This window comes from Pedobacter steynii (assembly GCF_900103665.1).
GTDB classification, from domain to species: Bacteria; Bacteroidota; Bacteroidia; order Sphingobacteriales; family Sphingobacteriaceae; genus Pedobacter; species Pedobacter steynii.
In genome coordinates this window covers 383524-400663 of sequence record NZ_FNGY01000002.1, presented here as the reverse complement: position 1 = coordinate 400663, position 17140 = coordinate 383524, and the positions used below count along the sequence as shown (strand labels likewise).

General features: G+C 42.5%; 8 protein-coding genes. 2 read left to right on the top strand and 6 right to left on the bottom strand.

Annotated elements, in window-relative coordinates:
* Nucleotides 1–27 precede the first annotated feature (27 nt).
* Nucleotides 28–3180 (bottom strand): SusC/RagA family TonB-linked outer membrane protein, encoded by a 3153-nt coding sequence (locus BLQ87_RS05920; protein ID WP_083361708.1) that lies wholly within the window; start codon nucleotides 3178–3180, stop codon nucleotides 28–30.
* Nucleotides 3181–3327: 147 nt separating this feature from the next.
* The gene (locus tag BLQ87_RS05915; RefSeq protein ID WP_074605223.1) at nucleotides 3328–5604 is read right to left on the bottom strand and encodes an FAD-dependent oxidoreductase; all 2277 of its coding nucleotides are present in this window, start codon (nucleotides 5602–5604) and stop codon (nucleotides 3328–3330) included.
* A gap of 142 nt (nucleotides 5605–5746) precedes the next feature.
* Between BLQ87_RS05915 and BLQ87_RS05910 the strand changes: the two genes are divergently transcribed.
* Together BLQ87_RS05910 and BLQ87_RS05905 are read left to right on the top strand one after the other, a co-directional pair.
* Entirely contained in the window at nucleotides 5747–6760 is a 1014-nt protein-coding gene (locus BLQ87_RS05910; protein ID WP_074605222.1) for a LacI family DNA-binding transcriptional regulator, read from the top strand.
* A gap of 268 nt (nucleotides 6761–7028) precedes the next feature.
* The gene (locus BLQ87_RS05905) at nucleotides 7029–7259 is read left to right on the top strand and encodes a hypothetical protein (RefSeq protein WP_074605221.1); all 231 of its coding nucleotides are present in this window, start codon (nucleotides 7029–7031) and stop codon (nucleotides 7257–7259) included.
* A gap of 90 nt (nucleotides 7260–7349) precedes the next feature.
* Here the strand turns inward: BLQ87_RS05905 and BLQ87_RS05900 are convergent, their stop codons facing one another.
* The 4 genes from BLQ87_RS05900 to BLQ87_RS05885 are packed head-to-tail and all read right to left on the bottom strand — an operon-like array spanning nucleotide 7350 to nucleotide 16959.
* Nucleotides 7350–9053 carry a RagB/SusD family nutrient uptake outer membrane protein gene (locus BLQ87_RS05900; protein WP_074605220.1) on the bottom strand — a complete coding sequence of 568 codons (1704 nt, stop codon included), beginning with the start codon at nucleotides 9051–9053 and terminating at the stop codon, nucleotides 7350–7352.
* Between the two features lie 22 nt (nucleotides 9054–9075).
* Nucleotides 9076–12111: a SusC/RagA family TonB-linked outer membrane protein gene (locus BLQ87_RS05895; RefSeq protein WP_083361707.1), complete on the bottom strand. Its 3036-nt coding sequence runs from the start codon at nucleotides 12109–12111 to the stop codon at nucleotides 9076–9078.
* A 22-nt stretch (nucleotides 12112–12133) separates the two neighbouring features.
* Complete coding sequence (locus tag BLQ87_RS05890) at nucleotides 12134–13819, bottom strand: RagB/SusD family nutrient uptake outer membrane protein (protein ID WP_074605218.1); 1686 nt, start codon at nucleotides 13817–13819, stop codon at nucleotides 12134–12136.
* A 17-nt stretch (nucleotides 13820–13836) separates the two neighbouring features.
* Entirely contained in the window at nucleotides 13837–16959 is a 3123-nt protein-coding gene (locus BLQ87_RS05885; RefSeq protein WP_074605217.1) for a SusC/RagA family TonB-linked outer membrane protein, read from the bottom strand.
* Nucleotides 16960–17140: the final 181 nt, after the last annotated feature.

The window sequence follows — 17140 nt, the reverse complement described above, 5'->3', positions numbered from 1 at the left end:
AGATATTTCATATCAAGCCTTAAATTTTTAAAAATTAGCATTTAATCCTATCGTAATGGACCGTGGTCTGGGATATGGAGACCAGTCGAATCCCGGAGTCAGGGCAGTGTGTCTGGTCGAAACTTCCGGATCCAGACCAGAATATTTGGTCCAGGTGATGAGGTTTTGAGCCGACACAGAAAACCGCAGACTTCTCATTTTTAACGATTTCATCAATGATGCAGGTAATTTATAGCCAAGAGACACCGTTTTTAACCTGATAAAAGAGCCATCTTCGATGGTACGGGAAGAATAATAGGCCGGGCCTTGTCCGCCTGAACGGTATAGCTCATTGGTTTGGTTTTCAGGAGTCCATCTGTTTGCAAAAGATGCAAACATATTTAACAGGTTTCTCTGGGTTGGATCTCCACCTTCAAACTCGATACGGTTGGCGTTTAAGACATCATTGCCATAACTCCATTGCAGGAAAATATTCAGGTCAAAATTACCATAGCTGAAGTTGTTGCTAAAACCACCGATATGAACAGGGTTTGGATCACCGATCACACTGCGGTCATTATCATCGATCTGATTGTCACCATTAATGTCCTTAAACTTGATGTCGCCGGGAAGGATGTTGGCACGTGGATTCCCATTGTTCGGCACATTGGCTTTCAATACATAAGTACCATTTGGCTGAACATCAAAATCGCTATACTGATAAACGCCATCAAACTTCATCCCATAAAACTGGGCGATCGGTTTTCCGGGAACAGCGATGTATGGGAAGGCATTGTTGAAATTTCCCCAGGTTACCCTCGAAAGCAGGTTTGGCTCGTCGTCGTTAAGGGCCAGCACTTTGTTGCGGTTAAATGCAATATTGAAACTGGAACTCCAGGAGAATTTCTCTCCCTGAATGTTATTGGTGGTAATGCTCAGCTCGATACCACTGTTGGAGACCTTTCCTACATTTTTAAATGCAGATAAGTAGCCCATACTAGGTGCCAGGGTGGCATTCAGCAAAAGGTCATGCGTTTTTTTATGGTAATAATCAGCGGTTACCGCGATGCGGTTTTTAAGAAAACTCAGGTCAATCCCGACATTAGATTGTACAGTGGTTTCCCATTTCAACTTTGTATTTCCAAGATTCACAGGTACGATTCCTTTCCCCGGAACATTTCCTGTAGGGTATCCTGTTGAAGGTAACATTTTCAAAGCAGTAAGTGCGGCATAATCGTCCACCCGGTTGTTACCGGTATGTCCGTATCCGATTCTGAGTTTTCCTTCACTTAAGAAACCCAGTTTCTTCATAAATGGTTCGTCTGTAAAGCGCCAGGCAAAAGCTCCCGACGGGAAAGATGCCCATCTGTTTTCTGTGGGGAATCTGGACGATCCATCAGCCCGAAAGGAAACCGTAAATAAGTACCTGGATTTATAATTGTAATCGATCCTTCCCAGATAAGAAAGCAGACCATTCCTAAGATCTGACACAGGGGCCACGATCAATTGTCCCTCTCCTAATCCTTTCATGCCCAGTGATTCATTCGGGATCTGAATAGAAGAAAAGCCATTTGTATACTCCCGTACATCCTGCATCGTTAAACCTGCAAGTACCCTTAAGGAATGTCCTCCCTTAAATTTAGGCTGGTAGGTCAAAGTGTTTTCATTCAAAAGGTTGGTGATTTCGGTATTTTCGATCCCACCATTTACTTTGTTATTGTTGTTTGGATTTCCCAGACGGGAAGACGAATTATTGAAAATCTCCCTTCTGATGTTTGCTTTGTTGAGCCCTCCGCTAATTCTTAAGGACAGATTTTTTAATATTTTGTAATCCAGGTACGAATTGAGCACCAGGGTATTATTGAACACCGGTTTATACTCGTTCTGTGCCGCCAGAAGCGGATTAATCCGATAATCGGCAGTCGCGCTTAAGTCCGGATCGTAAAGCTCATCGATCATATTGCTATCAAAATCAATATTTCCGGTTACCGGACGAAATCCCCAGGCGCTGTACATTAAACTGGCAGTAGGACTGGTTTGCGACTCTGCCACCACGGTTCCGAATTTCTTTGAAGCCACATAGTTCAGATTTACGCCTGCTTTCAGTTTTGTGTTGATGGTCTGATCTACCACAATACGCCCCTGATAACGACGGAATCCACTATTTATAATGATGCCTGGTTGTTCCAGCACTGATCCTGAGATGGAATACTTCGTTTGCTCGGTACCTCCCCTTAAGGAAAGGCTATGGTTCTGAACGTAGGCATTGCGAAAAATCTCATCCTGCCAGTTGATTCCTTTACGGTCTCTGTAACTTTCGAGCGTTAGCCCATCTTTAAGGTAAATATCTCCATATTTAACAGGGTCTAATTCCAGCTGATATTTAACAAACTCATAAGGACTCAACACTTTTTGCTGTTTGATGATAGAATTGATTCCTGCCCAGCCATCATAACTGAGTTGAGGAGCGCCGACTTTCCCTTTTTTGGTGGTAATGATGACCACTCCGTTTGCACCCCTTGCTCCATAAATAGCCGTTGCGGAAGCATCTTTCAAGACCTCAATAGACTCAATTTCTTCGTTATTGATGCTATTGGCAGCTGCTGCTTCTGTGGGAAAACCATCGATTACGTATAAAGGTGAATTGTCCTGTGTCACTGAATTGGCTCCCCTAACGATGATATTCAACTCATTTCCCGGTTGCCCATCGGTAGAAGAAACCTGCACTCCGGCAATCCTGCCTGCCAGCGCTTCGCTAAAAGTACCCACAGGTGCTTTGTTTAGGTCTTTCATGTTTGCAGAACCTACAGAACCGGTCAGGTCCCGCTTAGGGATGGAACCGTATCCAATTACAATCACTTCATTTAATCCTTTGGGATCTTCATTTAGGGTAACGTTATATGTACTTCCTGCCGCCAGGATGACCTCCTTCGTCAGAAAGCCGATATAGGAGAATGCTAAAGTCCCTTTCCCACCGGGAACGCCAATTTTATACACCCCATTGTTATCGGAGGAAACAACGGTCGTTTTCCCCTTTAACTGGATGCTAACACCAATAAGGGGCTTTCCTTCCTGATCGGATACCTTTCCGGTGATCAGTTTGACAGGTAAACCTGACTGTCCGTAGAGCAATTGCAGGGACATACAGAGGACCATTGATAACAATAGTCTTGTTCCAAAAATCGGGTAAATTTTTCTCATGCACTTAGTTTATATTTGGTTATTTGGTTCAGGATCATTAGCTCCGGGGTTTTATCTTCCCCGGAGCTGTTTTGGCGGTTTAAAGCCGAAAATAGCAAAACAAGGTTATCCAAAGGATAACAAATGCTTTACGCAGGTTAATAAAACCTAACTATAGCATCGGATTGCAAATAATGCAGCTGGTATCTCCGCCGATGGATGTTCAAATTGCAAAGTCAATTCATCGGTTAACACGGTCTCTTTCAGTTCAATAATATTGAGGGATTGGTAATTGTCTTTTTTAACAAAGAGCAGATTTCCGTTCCCATCTGTGATGGTATAATTTCTAATACAAAAAGGCATTGTCCTCTCCGGATGCGTCATCAATACCGATTCCATAGGATGATCGTAATCGGTATCAAAGCAAAGTTCTATCCTGCTGATGCTCGTTTGATCTGCCCATTTCAAATAGATCTTAGGATTTTGATCGCTGATGGAGGATACCCAGGCATTGGGTTCACTGACCGGTCTGCCGATTCCGTTTTTTATTTGTTCTGCTAAAAAAGGATTCAATGGCGGATCTATTTTTAAGGCGATATTATGGCCTTCAGGTCTGCGTTGCGGGCACCAGAATTCAAACTCATCCACACCAATATCTTCCGTTGGCTTTTGACTGCCAAAATTTGATACTGCTTTATTTACAGAATTGAAAACAGATAATACGCCTGTGATGCGGGTATTGGAAAAACCAAGTTTAACTGCCGGATTTTTCCGGAAACAAAGGTATACATAGGCATTTTCGTTCAGCTTAGCGCCGAAACCTGTGATCAATACCTGAGGCCCCTTATTCACTGGTATTTGCTGAATTTCTAATAATTCATCCGGACTAAAGTTCCCTGATTTGCCGCTGATTCTGAGTTCTACCTGTAAGGTAGTTTCTTCCGATGATTCCAATGAAAAGGTAAAAGAAGGTATTTTGCCTGCTTGTAAAGGAATCATTTGTCCGGCGGAGATATCGAGGTGCTTCATAAAATCAAAAGGGATTTCATCAAGCTGCATTTCAGTGGAAGCGGTAATATTTGCCGATTGAACCAGGTCTTCAGCATCTGTTAATATCATCCCTGGGATGTGCTGACCGCTCTTCATCAGTTCCAGCTGCAGGGATTTCATAATTCCTTTTTCGTTAAGCGCTTTAGGCTGCAGTTTATTTTTCTTTGCAATGAACGCGGCCATACCAACTGCTTGTCCGAGATAGGCACCTGTGGCCATCACTCTTGAAGAGGCAAATGCCACATGGCTTGCACTAATGATCCTGCCGGTAAGGAAGAGATTTTTGATGTTTCTACTGTACAGGCATCTGTATGGAATCTGATAAATGCCTTTACTATGCCATTGGTTACAGCCTGGTTTGTTGCTAAACACCCCATCTGCGGGATGCAGGTCAATCGACCAGCCACCATAGCCTATGGCATCTTCATGCAGGTGTTGCGAAACGATGTCCTGCTGATTGAGCATGTAATCCCCTTCAAACCTCCGGCTTTCCCTTTTTCCGGGGATACTTCCCACCCACTCCAGGGTCATGGTTTCTGCTTCAGGAAATTCGCCGGAGTTTTTGATATAGTTCCAAACGCCGTATACTACTTTCCAAAGTTCCTGCTTGATGTTTTCACTTTCATGAACGGTATCCATGCGTCCGCCATATTCCAGCCACCATAGTTTGCATCCAAACTCTTTGGCGTTAAAACTTTTAAACCTTGGGATCTTGGTGATGTCTGCTAATGCAAACGAAGGGGCGATATATTTTACAGGTTTCCCTGTGTCTTTGCTATAGAAATAAATGCTATGTCCCAGCAGTTCTCCGTATTCCTGATCTGGCGCAAACTTCTCTCCAAATTCGTCTTTGTTCTCGGCGCCCATTCTAAATGCAGCTCCGGCTAAAAAGCCTAAAATGCCATCACCTGAAGCATCGCAAAAGAGGTTGGCGGTCAAGATATATTCGGTTGAATTCTGACTGCAGAAACATTTCACAGAGGAAATCTCATCGGCATCGGACTTTTCAAGGTCATATACTGCTGTATTTAAAAGCAGTTTAATGTTCGGTTCCTGATATATTTTATCAAGCAATACGGTGTCAAAAATTACGGGGTTGCCTTCCGGATTGCGTTGCATGTTTTCGAGCAGGATTTCATCCACTACTCCTCCTTCTCTTGCCCAGCGGTTATTATTTCCCATATGGGAAGTTGCGCCCAGAATCCACAACCTCACTTCACTTGAGGAGTTGCCACCTAAAACCGGTCTGTCCTGTACAAGAACTACTTTGAGTCCTTTTCGCGCAGCGGTGATGGCACAGCATACGCCGGATAAACCTCCTCCTACAACTACCAGGTCATAGCCGGCAGATTCTGACTTAACAGTTCTTTTCTTTTGAGATTCTTCCCTGATCATTTAGAAATATATTTGGTATTGGATTCAAATGTATCCGGTACATGATAATTACGTACTGAAAATCAGGGCAAAATAAATTGGGAGCGCTCCCAATTTTAGGGACCGCTCCCATGAAACAGATTTTATGATATATTTGATTTGCATGAAAAATCATCAGATCACCATATTTGACCTGGCCAGGGAGCTGAACATCTCTAAATCAACGGTATCGAGGGTATTAACGGGTCATCCAAACGTACATCCGGATACGAGGAAACGAGTGTTGGACCTGGCGGAGAAACTAGATTACCAGCGCAATATGATTGCGATACAACTGGCGACACAGCAAAGTAAAACCATTGGGATCATTATTCCTGAGATTTTGAGTTCGTATTTTCCCTATGTGATTGCAGCGATTCAGGAGGAGGCGCATAAAGAAGGATATAATGTACTGATTAGCCAATCTAATGAATCGTATGAGACGGAGGTAACGAATGCCAAGGTAATGCTGGATAATCGTGTGGACGGGGTGATTGTGTCTATTACTAAAGAAACGCTGAACTTTGATCATTTGAAGGTATTTCAGAAAAAAGGAATCCCGATTGTGTTCTTTAACAGGGTGTGCAATGAGATGGTGGTACCAAAGGTGATTGTTGACGATTATGAAGGGGCATTTGGTGCGGTAGAACATTTGATCTTGTCGGGCAGAAAGCGGATTGCACATTTATCTGGCCCTTCATCACTTGCCATCAGCGTAAAAAGATTGAATGGTTATCTGGCGGCCTTAAAGAAACACAATATTCCGGCAGATCCGGAACTGATCATATCTTATGATTTTAGCAAGGAAAAGATAGCCATCTATGTGAATCACCTGATTAACCTAAAAAATCCGCCCGATGCGATTTTTGCGATCAATGATCCTACTGCAATTGACACGATTCAGATTATCAAAAAGAATGGGTTAAGGGTCCCGGAAGATATTGCTGTGGTTGGTTTTAGTGATGATTATGTTTCTGCGCTGATTGAACCACCGCTGACTACAGTTGCGCAGCCGGTGAGGGAGATTGGGATTACTGCAGCGCAGTTGTTGTTTGATCAGATTAAAAAGGATTCTTCTCAATGGAAAACACCGGTTAAAATTCTAAAAACCAAGTTGATTGTTAGGAAATCATCTTAAACCGTTTATTTCCTTTCATTCATAGGTATGCTTAAGCTATGATGTTCCTGAAAGTTTCCCCATTTCGAACGCCATTAATTAGTCGTCCCAACGGTGCGTTTCTCGAACCGTTTCCTACCTGATTTATATATAATCGCGGATTTAATAAAATAGATGATAGGATTTAATAAATATTGATACTAAAGTTAGCAAAGAAAAGTAATAGCATCCTTTAGAGGAAATCCATAAAATCTAGCTACCTTTGATAGTATCATATGATACTCTCGCTATGCATTTTTCTTTATATCATCTACCGAATATTTCTCTACAAGAAGAAGACAGGATTGCTATTTTTAAAGAAGTCATAGGCCAAAAATCTTTCACCCGCAAAGACTATCTTCAGCATTTTAAAAGTATCTCTTCAGCAACAGCAAGCCGGGATCTTAAATCCGCAACAGAAAAAGGAATTTTAAATAAAACCGGAGCGCAACGACTAAGCAGCTGCAATTACAATCAATAGCCAGCGGTTAAACAAAAAAAGCCGTTCTTCTTATCGAAAAACGGCTTTTTTTTTGTTTGTGGACGCTAATGAGCCCGAACCATACCCTGCTTACTTTGTCCAGCCCTGATTCTGCACCAGGTTTGGATTCGCTAATATTTCCCGTTGTTGTATCGGATATAAGTTCATATTTTCTTTAAAAACCCTTTCCTCAATCTGATAAGGCGTATAACTAAATGTCGTTGTACCGGTTTTTACGATTTTCATTCCATAAAACGGACCGTTAAAAACCTCTTTTGCAATGTTCCATCGTCTGGCATCCCAGTAACGATGACCTTCAAAAGCAAGCTCCACACGCCTTTCATTTTGTATGCGGAGTCGCATTTGTTCTTTGCTTAAACCAACAGGTAAATTTGGCATGGTTGCCCTGGTTCTTATTCTGTTGATCACCGTATAAACCTCCGCAACCGGCCCCTCGGCTTCATTTCTTGCTTCAGCATAGTTTAAAAGCATTTCTGCCAATCTGAAATAAATAAAGTTATGCTGGCTCGATTGTGCAAGGGTCAGGTTTAAGTTCACATCAAGGTGTTTTTTCATATAGTACCCCGTTAGCGAACCATTCACTTTTTGAGGGCCATCCAGACCGCCATCAAAGGTCTCTATGCGCCTGGGGCTTTTAAACGTTGCCCCATTATAAAATATGGTGGCAGTAAGACGTGGATCTCTGTTTAAATAGGGATCTCCCGCATTGTAGCCACTTGTAGGGTCAGAAATCGGTTTACCCGTAGGTTTCATCTCATAAGCATCAACCAATGATTGTGAAGGGTTGATACCCGCACTGCTCCCATCAATACCAATCGGATAGTTTAGTGCTTCTACCAGGTTATTATTGGTGGAAGGTCTGGACCATATAATTTCAGTTAAATTGGTTGTATTACCTCTGAACAACGCTTCATAGCCTGCAATTCCAGGGTTCAGGACCATTGGGACAGCCGAAGTTTCATAAAATGGTTTTGCAGCTTCATAAGCAGCGATCCATTTAACCGCATTGTTGCCCGGGTTGTTTATCGGACTGGCAGCATATAGCAAAGTTCTTGATTTTAAGGCCTGAGCTGCCCATTTGGTAGCACGACCATAGTAATTGGTCACCGATATACTTCTTGGTCCCGGAACAAGATACGATGAAGGCAGCTTGGTTACTGCCAGGTCACAATCCTCCACAACCTGTTTTAGCACCTCGTCGTAAGTATTTCTTGGTAAATCAAGATCATCGTCTGGATTTAAAACTTTAGTTACCAGGGGCACTCCTCCATAGCGTTTTAGCAATTCCGCATAAAAATATGCCCGCAGGAAAACCACTTCGCCAATTAGCCTGTCTTTCTGTTCGGTAGCCGTATAGCCATTGATTTTAACATCTGTTCCATGGTCTTTTAACTTCACCAGGTCTATTTTACTTAGAAACATATTGCATTTGCGTATCCCTGAATAATAGCTTGCATACTTGTCGTCGGGGTTATTGTTAATCCCCCAGCTGTCGTTGGTAAAACGGTTGGCAACATGACTTGGGTTCCCATGTTTGGCATCGTCGGTAGCCGCTTCGTTTAATGTGGATGAAAAATCTGTATATCCATTAGGCAATCCGGCATAAATATCAGTTACAAAATCTGTTGCGTAATTGATATAACCAAAGACAAGCGTGTCTTTTACTTCAATATCCATCGGCCTGTCCAGGACACTTTTTTTACAGGAGGTGATCGTGGCAAAAAGACAAAAAGACAGTCCGCAGCCAATGATTAGTTTCGTTATTCTTTTCATAAAAACTATTTATTTATGAGGGTTAAAATTCTACGTTAAGGCCAAAGTTGAACGATTTTGTTCTGGGATAGCTTCCTAAGCCTGCACCGATAAATTCGGGATCTAAATTTAGCGGCAGATCGCTCCAGGTATATAAGTTAAAGCTGTTTACAAAGATCCTTGCATTGGCCAGTTTAACTTTACTCACTAAACTTTGAGGCAGGGAATAACCAAGTTCTATGTTTTTTAACCTTAGATAACGGCCGTTTCTCATCCAAAATGAAGATTGCTGATAGTTATTCGCATTAGTACCCAGCGATAAGCGGGGAGATGTAGCCACTTCAGCAGTTGCCGGAGTCCACCTGTTCAGTACAAAATCTGTCGGTTTATTGTCGCCCGCAAATCCCGATACCGCTGAACTGAGTATGCTTACCGAGCGACTGCCCGCGCCCTGGAACAATACTTTTAGATCAAAGCCCTTCCATGCAAAATCAAAGCCCAGACCATAGTAAAACTGAGGCAGGTTCGGATTTCCTAATTTCACCTGATCGTAAACATCAATTACACCATCATTATTTTCATCTTTATACTTGATATCACCAGGTTTAACCGTACTAAAGCTCTGTTTCGGACTATTATTGATGTCGTTCTGGTCTTTAAAATAACCTGTTGCAGTCAAGCCAAAAGGTGTGCCCAATGCATTTCCGGTCCTGTACAAATAACCATAAGGTTGTACCTGTTCTTCCTGGTTGATGATTTTATTTTTGACGAAGGAACCGAGTACGTGTATCGCGAAAGAAAAATCACTGATTTTGTTTTTATAATAGACATCCCAATCCAGGCCTTTATTTTCCATTATGCCGATATTAAAAGGTTTGGTTGCAAAACCACCCAAGCTGGAAATTGAGGAGGCATAAGCTAAAATGTCCTTCCTTCTTTCGCTAAAGACATCAATACTCCCACCTATGCGATGTTTAAAAAATTCAAAGTCAATCCCCACATTGGCCATTCTGTTGGTTTCCCAGGTAATGTTTTCATTTCCTAAAGCCCCTTCCCTTCTGCCACCGGCTGATGCAGGATTATTACCAAAAGTGTAAGCACTTCCTGTTTCGTAATTACTCAGGTATAAATACCTTGACCTTGCATCCCCACCGATACCGAAATCCGCATTACCCAATATCCCATAAGACGCACGCAGTTTCAGTAAATCTATGTGATCGCTTTTGACAAAATTCTCATTGCTAACGATCCAACCCAGTGCTAAAGAAGGAAACAAGCCATATCTTTCCCCTTTGGGCAGGTTCTCACTGCCATTATACCCAATGTTTAATTCGGCAATGTATTTTTTATTGTAGTTGTAAAATGCCCTTCCGAAAAAACCTTGCGTAGCATAAGGATAATCATCACCGGAACGTGTATTTACGCTCTGGTTGAAACCGATACTGGCGTTTAACTCATGTTTAGTACCAAAGGTTCGTTGATAATCAACTTTGCCCCAGAAAATATTTAACCTGTTTTGTGCCGCTGCCCTCGCCCTTACTGCTAAAGAAACATCGTTACCGAATTTCTGGTAACTCCCGTCTGGTTGCAATTCATAGCTCGCAAAATCCATTGTTCTTCCTTCCCCGTTATAGTATAAATTATAATAGGAAAATGCGGCAGTGACACTCAGGCCCTCTACCAGTTTATCTAAATTCTGGTTTAAACGGGTCGTTCCTAATAAGTTTCTTGTCGCAATATTATTATAGCCCGTGCGGGTGATAATTCCATAAGGATTTCTGGCAAACTGGCTATTGCCACCTATATTTCCGTTGCTATAAATCATTGGAAATAATCCTGGCGGATACCGAGATAGGTTTAGCCAGATGCCATTGGTGCCACTCGTACCGGCGCCTGGTGATTTTTGGTTTTCTATACGGCCACCCAGATCCACCGATGCCGTTAAACTTGGGGTAATTGCAAAATCGATGTTCGTCCTGAAATTGTAACGGTCAAAAGAATTATTGCTGTTAAACTGATAGGCTTTTTCATTAAAATCGCCGTATTTAAAAAGCCCTTCCTGTTTGGCATATCCTAATAATACAAAGTATCTGATGGCATTCGTTCCTCCGGAAAAAGTAAGGTTATACTTTTGCTGAATGGCCTCTGTTTTAATCAGCTCTTTATACCAGTCCACATCCGGGTACTGATCCATATTTCTATCCGGATTATCGTAGGCAGCTATTTGCGAGGATGTAAAACGGATTGGAAGTCCGTCGTTCACAGCAGCTTCGTTATACAAAGTCATGTAATCTTTAGCACCCAGATAATGCTGAGGGGCATTGGGTTTGATAAAACCAAACTGGGAATAGAAGTTAATTTTATTCTGATAAGCCTCCCCTCTTTTGGTTGTAACGATTAATGATTTGTTGGCCCCGTTAATACCATAGGATGCGTTTGCTGTGGCATCTTTTAAGATCGACAACTGGTCAATTTCCAGGGGATCAAGTTGAGAAAAAGGGAGTGGAACGTTGTCAACATAAGTGCTGATTCCACCAAAATTATACGTATTTATTCCTCTGATGATTAGTGAAGAACCATCAAATCCAGGTTCATCACTTCCCTGTACGGTGATTAAGCCGGCGATACTTCCTGCCAGCGCATTAGAATTGTTCAGGTTACGGTATTTAGCCATTTCAGATCCGCTGGTCGTACCAACTGCTCCAGCGTAATATTTTTTAGAAACGCTGGTATTCCAGGGCAAAATAATCCTGCTGTCGAAATTCTGTTCAGCCAGTAATACAAAACTGTAATCCTTAATATTTACGGAAGCTTGTTTAAATGGCAAAAAACCGCTTTTGCTGATGTAAACGGTATCTACTTCGGTATCGGTAATGGTAAATTCTCCGCTTTTATTACTTATTATGGGATATTTCGAGGTTCCTGCGTCAATGCGTGCACCTGCAACTGGCTTTCCAAATGCGTCTTTTACCAGTCCTTTGTGGAGCTTCTGGGCAAAGCTCTGAGCCGTAATGCCACAAAAGACAAGAACAGTGAAAAGCGCCTGTTTTTTTATTTTATTATAAAAATTGGTCATCATAAAAATCGTTAAGCGTTAAAAATCAGTAACCTGGATTTTGTGTAATGTTTGCTCCTTTAAAGATCTCTACCTCAGGTATCGGGTACAGGTACATCCTTGGGAAAAACTTCCTGATCTCCAGCGTATAACGGGTATGCTTGATCACAGCACCATTTTTCTCAATTTCAAATCCCTGAAAAGGGCCGTTATCGGTTTGTTCGGCAATCTTCCAGCGTCTGACGTCAAAATAACGTTGATTTTCAAAGGCCAGTTCTACCGCCCTTTCATTCTGAATACGGGAGCGCATCTGCTCTTTGGTTAAGCCTGCAGGTAAAGCCGGCATACCAACCGTAGGTCTGTTTCTTACCGCATTCACCGCGGCATAAACTTCTGCAGTGGGCCCATCAACTTCGTTTGCAGCTTCAGCAAGCATGAGGTATACTTCAGCCAATCGGATATAATGGTATTTGGTCACAATGGTTCCGTTATCAGGGCGTTGAAATTTCTTAATGGTCATGCCCGTTTTGTTTTGGCTCCCCCAGTCCAAACCCGGCAGGTTGTTGTTCGAAACATCTTTGATCCAGAATTCCATCGTGTTTCCTCTCCACAAATCGCCATTCCTTAACACACTAAAAGCCAAACGCGGATCACGATCTACCCACCATTGCTGTTCGTTATAACCTGAACCAGTTGCGTTGATCGGCAAGCCTGATTTCATTTCAAACTTATCTACCAGATTGAGTGAAACATCAAAGCCTGTAAAACCACCCAATCGGTTTGGTGGGTTGAAATAGGTGTTGTCCTGACTGGAACCTTGTCTGTACCAGATAATTTCTTTGTTGTTAGGGTCTCTGGATTCCGTAAACAGTTTACCAAAACCACCTTCATAAAGACCATACCAATTGGCGCCTGCTGCATTTTGAACAAAAAAATCACGGGCTGCATCACGGGCCGTTACCCAGCGGTTGGCATCTGCTGTGGCGTAACCTGTGATCTCATCTCCTGATCCGTTAAACAGGGGGCTCGCTGCATACAGCAGCACTTTTGCCTTAAGGGCTAAACAAGCAGCACGGGTTACCCTTCCTCTTTCCAAATCTCCGGCCGGCGACCAGCTCAGGTCAGCAGCAGCGGAATCAAGTTGCTTAACGATGAATGTCACACATTCTTCATAGCTGTTCCGTTTGATCTTTTTCTTAAGTTCGGCCTGTGCATCAAAATCTTTAATCTGCTCATAATCTACAGGCGAGGTTACAATAGGCATTCCTCCGAACTTCCGTACGAGTTCAGTAAAAAAGAAGGCTCTTAAGAAACGGGCTTCTGCCAGGTATTGCGTTTTTACTTCAGGACTGAAGGTCATCAGCTCTTTATTGGAAAGCATGATGTTACACTTTCTGATTTTGCGGTAATTATTAGTTAATGTCGCATTATCCGGGTTGTTACCCCCGTTAAATGAACCAATGTTGCTGGCATTAGAGGCATAATAAGGGTAGCCGGCCTCCGCTTCATCACACATATTGGTAAATCCTGTACCTGCCCCGAATTCATCAGGACCACCTGCCAGTTCTGAATAAATATTAGCTAAAAAACCAGCAGTTTGTACCTGATTGCTAAAAATGGCTTTAGCATCGATAGAATTTACCGGAGGAGCCGATAAAAAATCCTTTTTACAAGCGCTGAATAGCAATACCGGAATTAAAAACAGTAAAGTATATATGGTTGTTCTTTTCATTTTCTTAGTCTTTTAGGTTAGAAAGAAACACTGGCACCGAAATTAAAGATGCGTTGTTGTGGATAGTACCAGGCCCTTAAATCCCTATTCTCCGGATCTAAATAGTCTATTTTATCCCAGGTGTATAAGTTGAATCCACTGGCATAGATCCTGGCATTTTTCAAGCCTATTTTTTCTATCCAGCCATTTGGCAAAGTGTAACCCAGCTCCGCTGATTTGATGCGCAGGTATCCTGCATCAATTAAGAAAAAGTCGTTGTCCACATAATTGTGCTGACCAGCACTTGGAGAAGAGGATAAGCGCGGGTAAGTAGCCGTTGCAGCAGTAGCTGGCGTCCACCTTCCTAAATGCAGGTCCATCACCTTACCTTTGTTAAAAAATTCGTAGGCGGCTTCCAGCGTCCGCCGCATCGATGTCTTTCCGGCTCCTTGTATTAACAGACTAAAATCGAAGTTTTTATAGTTAAAACCTATCGTACCACCAAAGGTCAGCACAGGGGTGGTTGGGTTGCCAATAGGTACCTGATCGTAAATGTCAATCAGGCCATCCCCATTTTGATCTACATACTTAAAATCACCTGGTTGCAGTTTGCCCAGTGGCCCCGGATCAAAAGTGGTTTTGGCCCAGCCCTCTATTTCGGCTTCGCTGTTAAAGAAACCTGCGGTCTGGTAACCCCAAAGTTGTCTGATCGCTTGTCCTGTACGGCGCATCCAGGGATATTTTGTCTGAGGTTCATCTCTGAAAATGATCTTATTACGGGCATAGTTGAAATTAGCTTTAATGGTATAACCAAAGCTGTTTATTTTATTATTATAGCCCAGCTCCAGCTCATATCCTTTGTTTTCTACGGTGCCGAGGTTAACAATTGGTGAGGTCTGCCCAAAAGTGGCAGGGATATTCCCATACCTCGTTAAAATGTTATTTCGCTTATCGTAGAACACATCTGCATTCAACGTGATTTTGTTGTTAAAAAAAGTACTTTCCAAACCAATATTGGCTTTGTTGGCTTTTTCCCAGGTCACAATTGGATTTCCGAATGCGCCCTCTGTAAAACCTGCTACGGCATTGTTGTTTGTTAAACCGAACGAATAACCGGAACCGGTGGTGAAAGAGTTTTGAATAAACAAAAAGCGGTCGGTTGCATTGGTTTCCTCTCCATATTTATCGTTCCCCACCTGTCCGTAAGAGCCCCTGAATTTTAATAAACTAATCCATTTGACTGGCTTTAAAAAAGCTTCATTAGAGAGTACCCAGCCGGCAGATATAGATGGAAAAAGCCCATATTTCTTATCCGTCGGGAAATTTTCGGAGCCATTGTAACCTAAATTTGCCTCCGCAAAATACCTGTCGTCATAATTATAAGTAACCCTGCCTACAATCCCCTGATAAGAAAATGGCCAGTCGTAAGCCGCGTTGTTTCTTATTTTCCTGCTTCTGTTTGCTAAAATTAAGCCCGTTACTGTGTTTTTCCCAAAACTATTCGTGTAATTTAACCCTGCTTCTACATAAGCAGTTCTGGCCACATCAGGATCAAAAGCCTGGGAGAAGCCTAGTGTTGGGTTATAAGCTCCTGCAGCTTCGCTATAGATATACGTCCCATCAGGATTTTTACCTAATATTTTATATTTTAAATAGTCGGCATAAGAACGGGTAATGGTATGTATATATTCATTGGTAAAGGATAAATTCGTCTTAAAACTTAGACCTTTAAGCAAGGAAGTCAATTTATAATCCAGGACCACTGTCCCCTCTAATTTGTTGTTATATTCTTTAGAAAAACCCGACCTGAACTGCGCCAATACATTGGCCTGCCTGAAGTTGTAACCATAAGTACCATCAGGGTTGGTTAAGGGCGCGCTATTGGGAGGAAAAGCAACCAGTGAACTGAACAAGGTTGATGTTGACGACGCAGGCCCGTTCCTTGTTTCTGCCCTTGCGGCAAAATTTGCCGATATGCGCAAACTCGGGGTCACATCCAGATCAACATTAGACCGGAAATTATAGCGGTTGTAGTTTAAATCACCGTTAAAAGCATTTTCATCTGTGCCGGTATGTTTATACAAACCATCCTGTGAAAAATAGCTGCCCGAAACAAAATATTTGGCAATTTTAGTACCCCCGGATACGTTCGCATTAATCGTGTATTGCTGTGCAACAGGTTTTAGAAACTCTTTCATATAGTCTACATCCGGATATAGATATGGATCTGTATGATTTTTATAGCCCTCTAAATCTGTCTGACTGTACGCAAAAAAAGCCCCTTTCCCCTCATTGGCATAGGCTTCATTTAACAACAGCGAGTAATTGTAAGCATCCAGGTAATTGGGTAAACGGGTAGGCTCTTGTATGGCATTATTTCCGGTAATGTTCACCACAGTCTTGCCTAATGCACCACGTCTGGTGGTCACTAAAATCACGCCGTTTGCTCCCCTTACACCATATACTGCTGTAGCGGAAGCATCTTTTAAGATACTGATGTTCTCTACTTCATTTGGGTCTATAGTATTGAAGCTACGTTCAATACCATCCACCAAAACCAGTGGAGAGGCGTTGTTGTAAGTCCCCTGCCCCCTGATTAATAAAGTTGCGGCGTCCCTGCCAGGATCACCTGAGGTCTGCTGTCCGATTAAACCCGGCAAACGCCCCATCATTGCATTGCTCAGGTTGGCCACAGGCGATTGCTTCAGATCTTTAGAGGATACGGTAGATATCGCAGCGGTAACACTGATCTTTTTCTGCTGACCGAAACCGACCACCACCACCTCATTGAGCTCACTATTGTCTTCTTTAAGCATCAAACTAACGTTCTCCTGAGATGAAATCCTGATTTCCGCCGTTACGTAACCTGTAAAAGTAACCAGCAGCACATCCCCGGCATTCGCTTCGATGCTGAACTGGCCCTTACTGTCTGTGCCGACCGCTCTTTTGGTTCCTTTTACAGTCACCGTTGCCCCGGGAAGGCCTAAACCTTTCTCGTCGGTAATTTTCCCCTTAATGGGCTTAAAAAAAATGTTTTTGGGGATTTCCAGTCCCCCTGTTTTGCCTGGAACAAAATGTGCATTTCCATAGGCATGAAAGCCGGATGCAACGATTTGAACAGTTACCAAGCCGGTTAAGAATCTGGTAAAAATTTTATTCATTTGTTTGGTTTTGGTATTTGGTTGTTTTCGGATGAGCAACCGTTTTCGGGGTTCATGATCCCAGCCCTATCCTCTTGAAGTAAATCTACCCCGGATCAGGGCAATAAAGATTGAATCGCATTATCCAAAAGAACAAGCAAAAGATTGTACACAACAAAACACTGAATACAAGACACTTACA

What these genes read in the sequence shown, in the direction of transcription:
- BLQ87_RS05910 (WP_074605222.1), top strand. Translation starts at nt 5,747, where the DNA reads ATGAAAAATCATCAGATCACCATATTTGACCTGGCCAGGGAGCTGAAC.
- BLQ87_RS05895 (WP_083361707.1), bottom strand. Translation starts at nt 12,111, where the DNA reads ATGATGACCAATTTTTATAATAAAATAAAAAAACAGGCGCTTTTCACT.
- BLQ87_RS05905 (WP_074605221.1), top strand. Translation starts at nt 7,029, where the DNA reads ATGCATTTTTCTTTATATCATCTACCGAATATTTCTCTACAAGAAGAA.
- BLQ87_RS05900 (WP_074605220.1), bottom strand. Translation starts at nt 9,053, where the DNA reads ATGAAAAGAATAACGAAACTAATCATTGGCTGCGGACTGTCTTTTTGT.
- BLQ87_RS05920 (WP_083361708.1), bottom strand. Translation starts at nt 3,180, where the DNA reads ATGAGAAAAATTTACCCGATTTTTGGAACAAGACTATTGTTATCAATG.
- BLQ87_RS05915 (WP_074605223.1), bottom strand. Translation starts at nt 5,604, where the DNA reads ATGATCAGGGAAGAATCTCAAAAGAAAAGAACTGTTAAGTCAGAATCT.
- BLQ87_RS05885 (WP_074605217.1), bottom strand. Translation starts at nt 16,959, where the DNA reads ATGAATAAAATTTTTACCAGATTCTTAACCGGCTTGGTAACTGTTCAA.
- BLQ87_RS05890 (WP_074605218.1), bottom strand. Translation starts at nt 13,819, where the DNA reads ATGAAAAGAACAACCATATATACTTTACTGTTTTTAATTCCGGTATTG.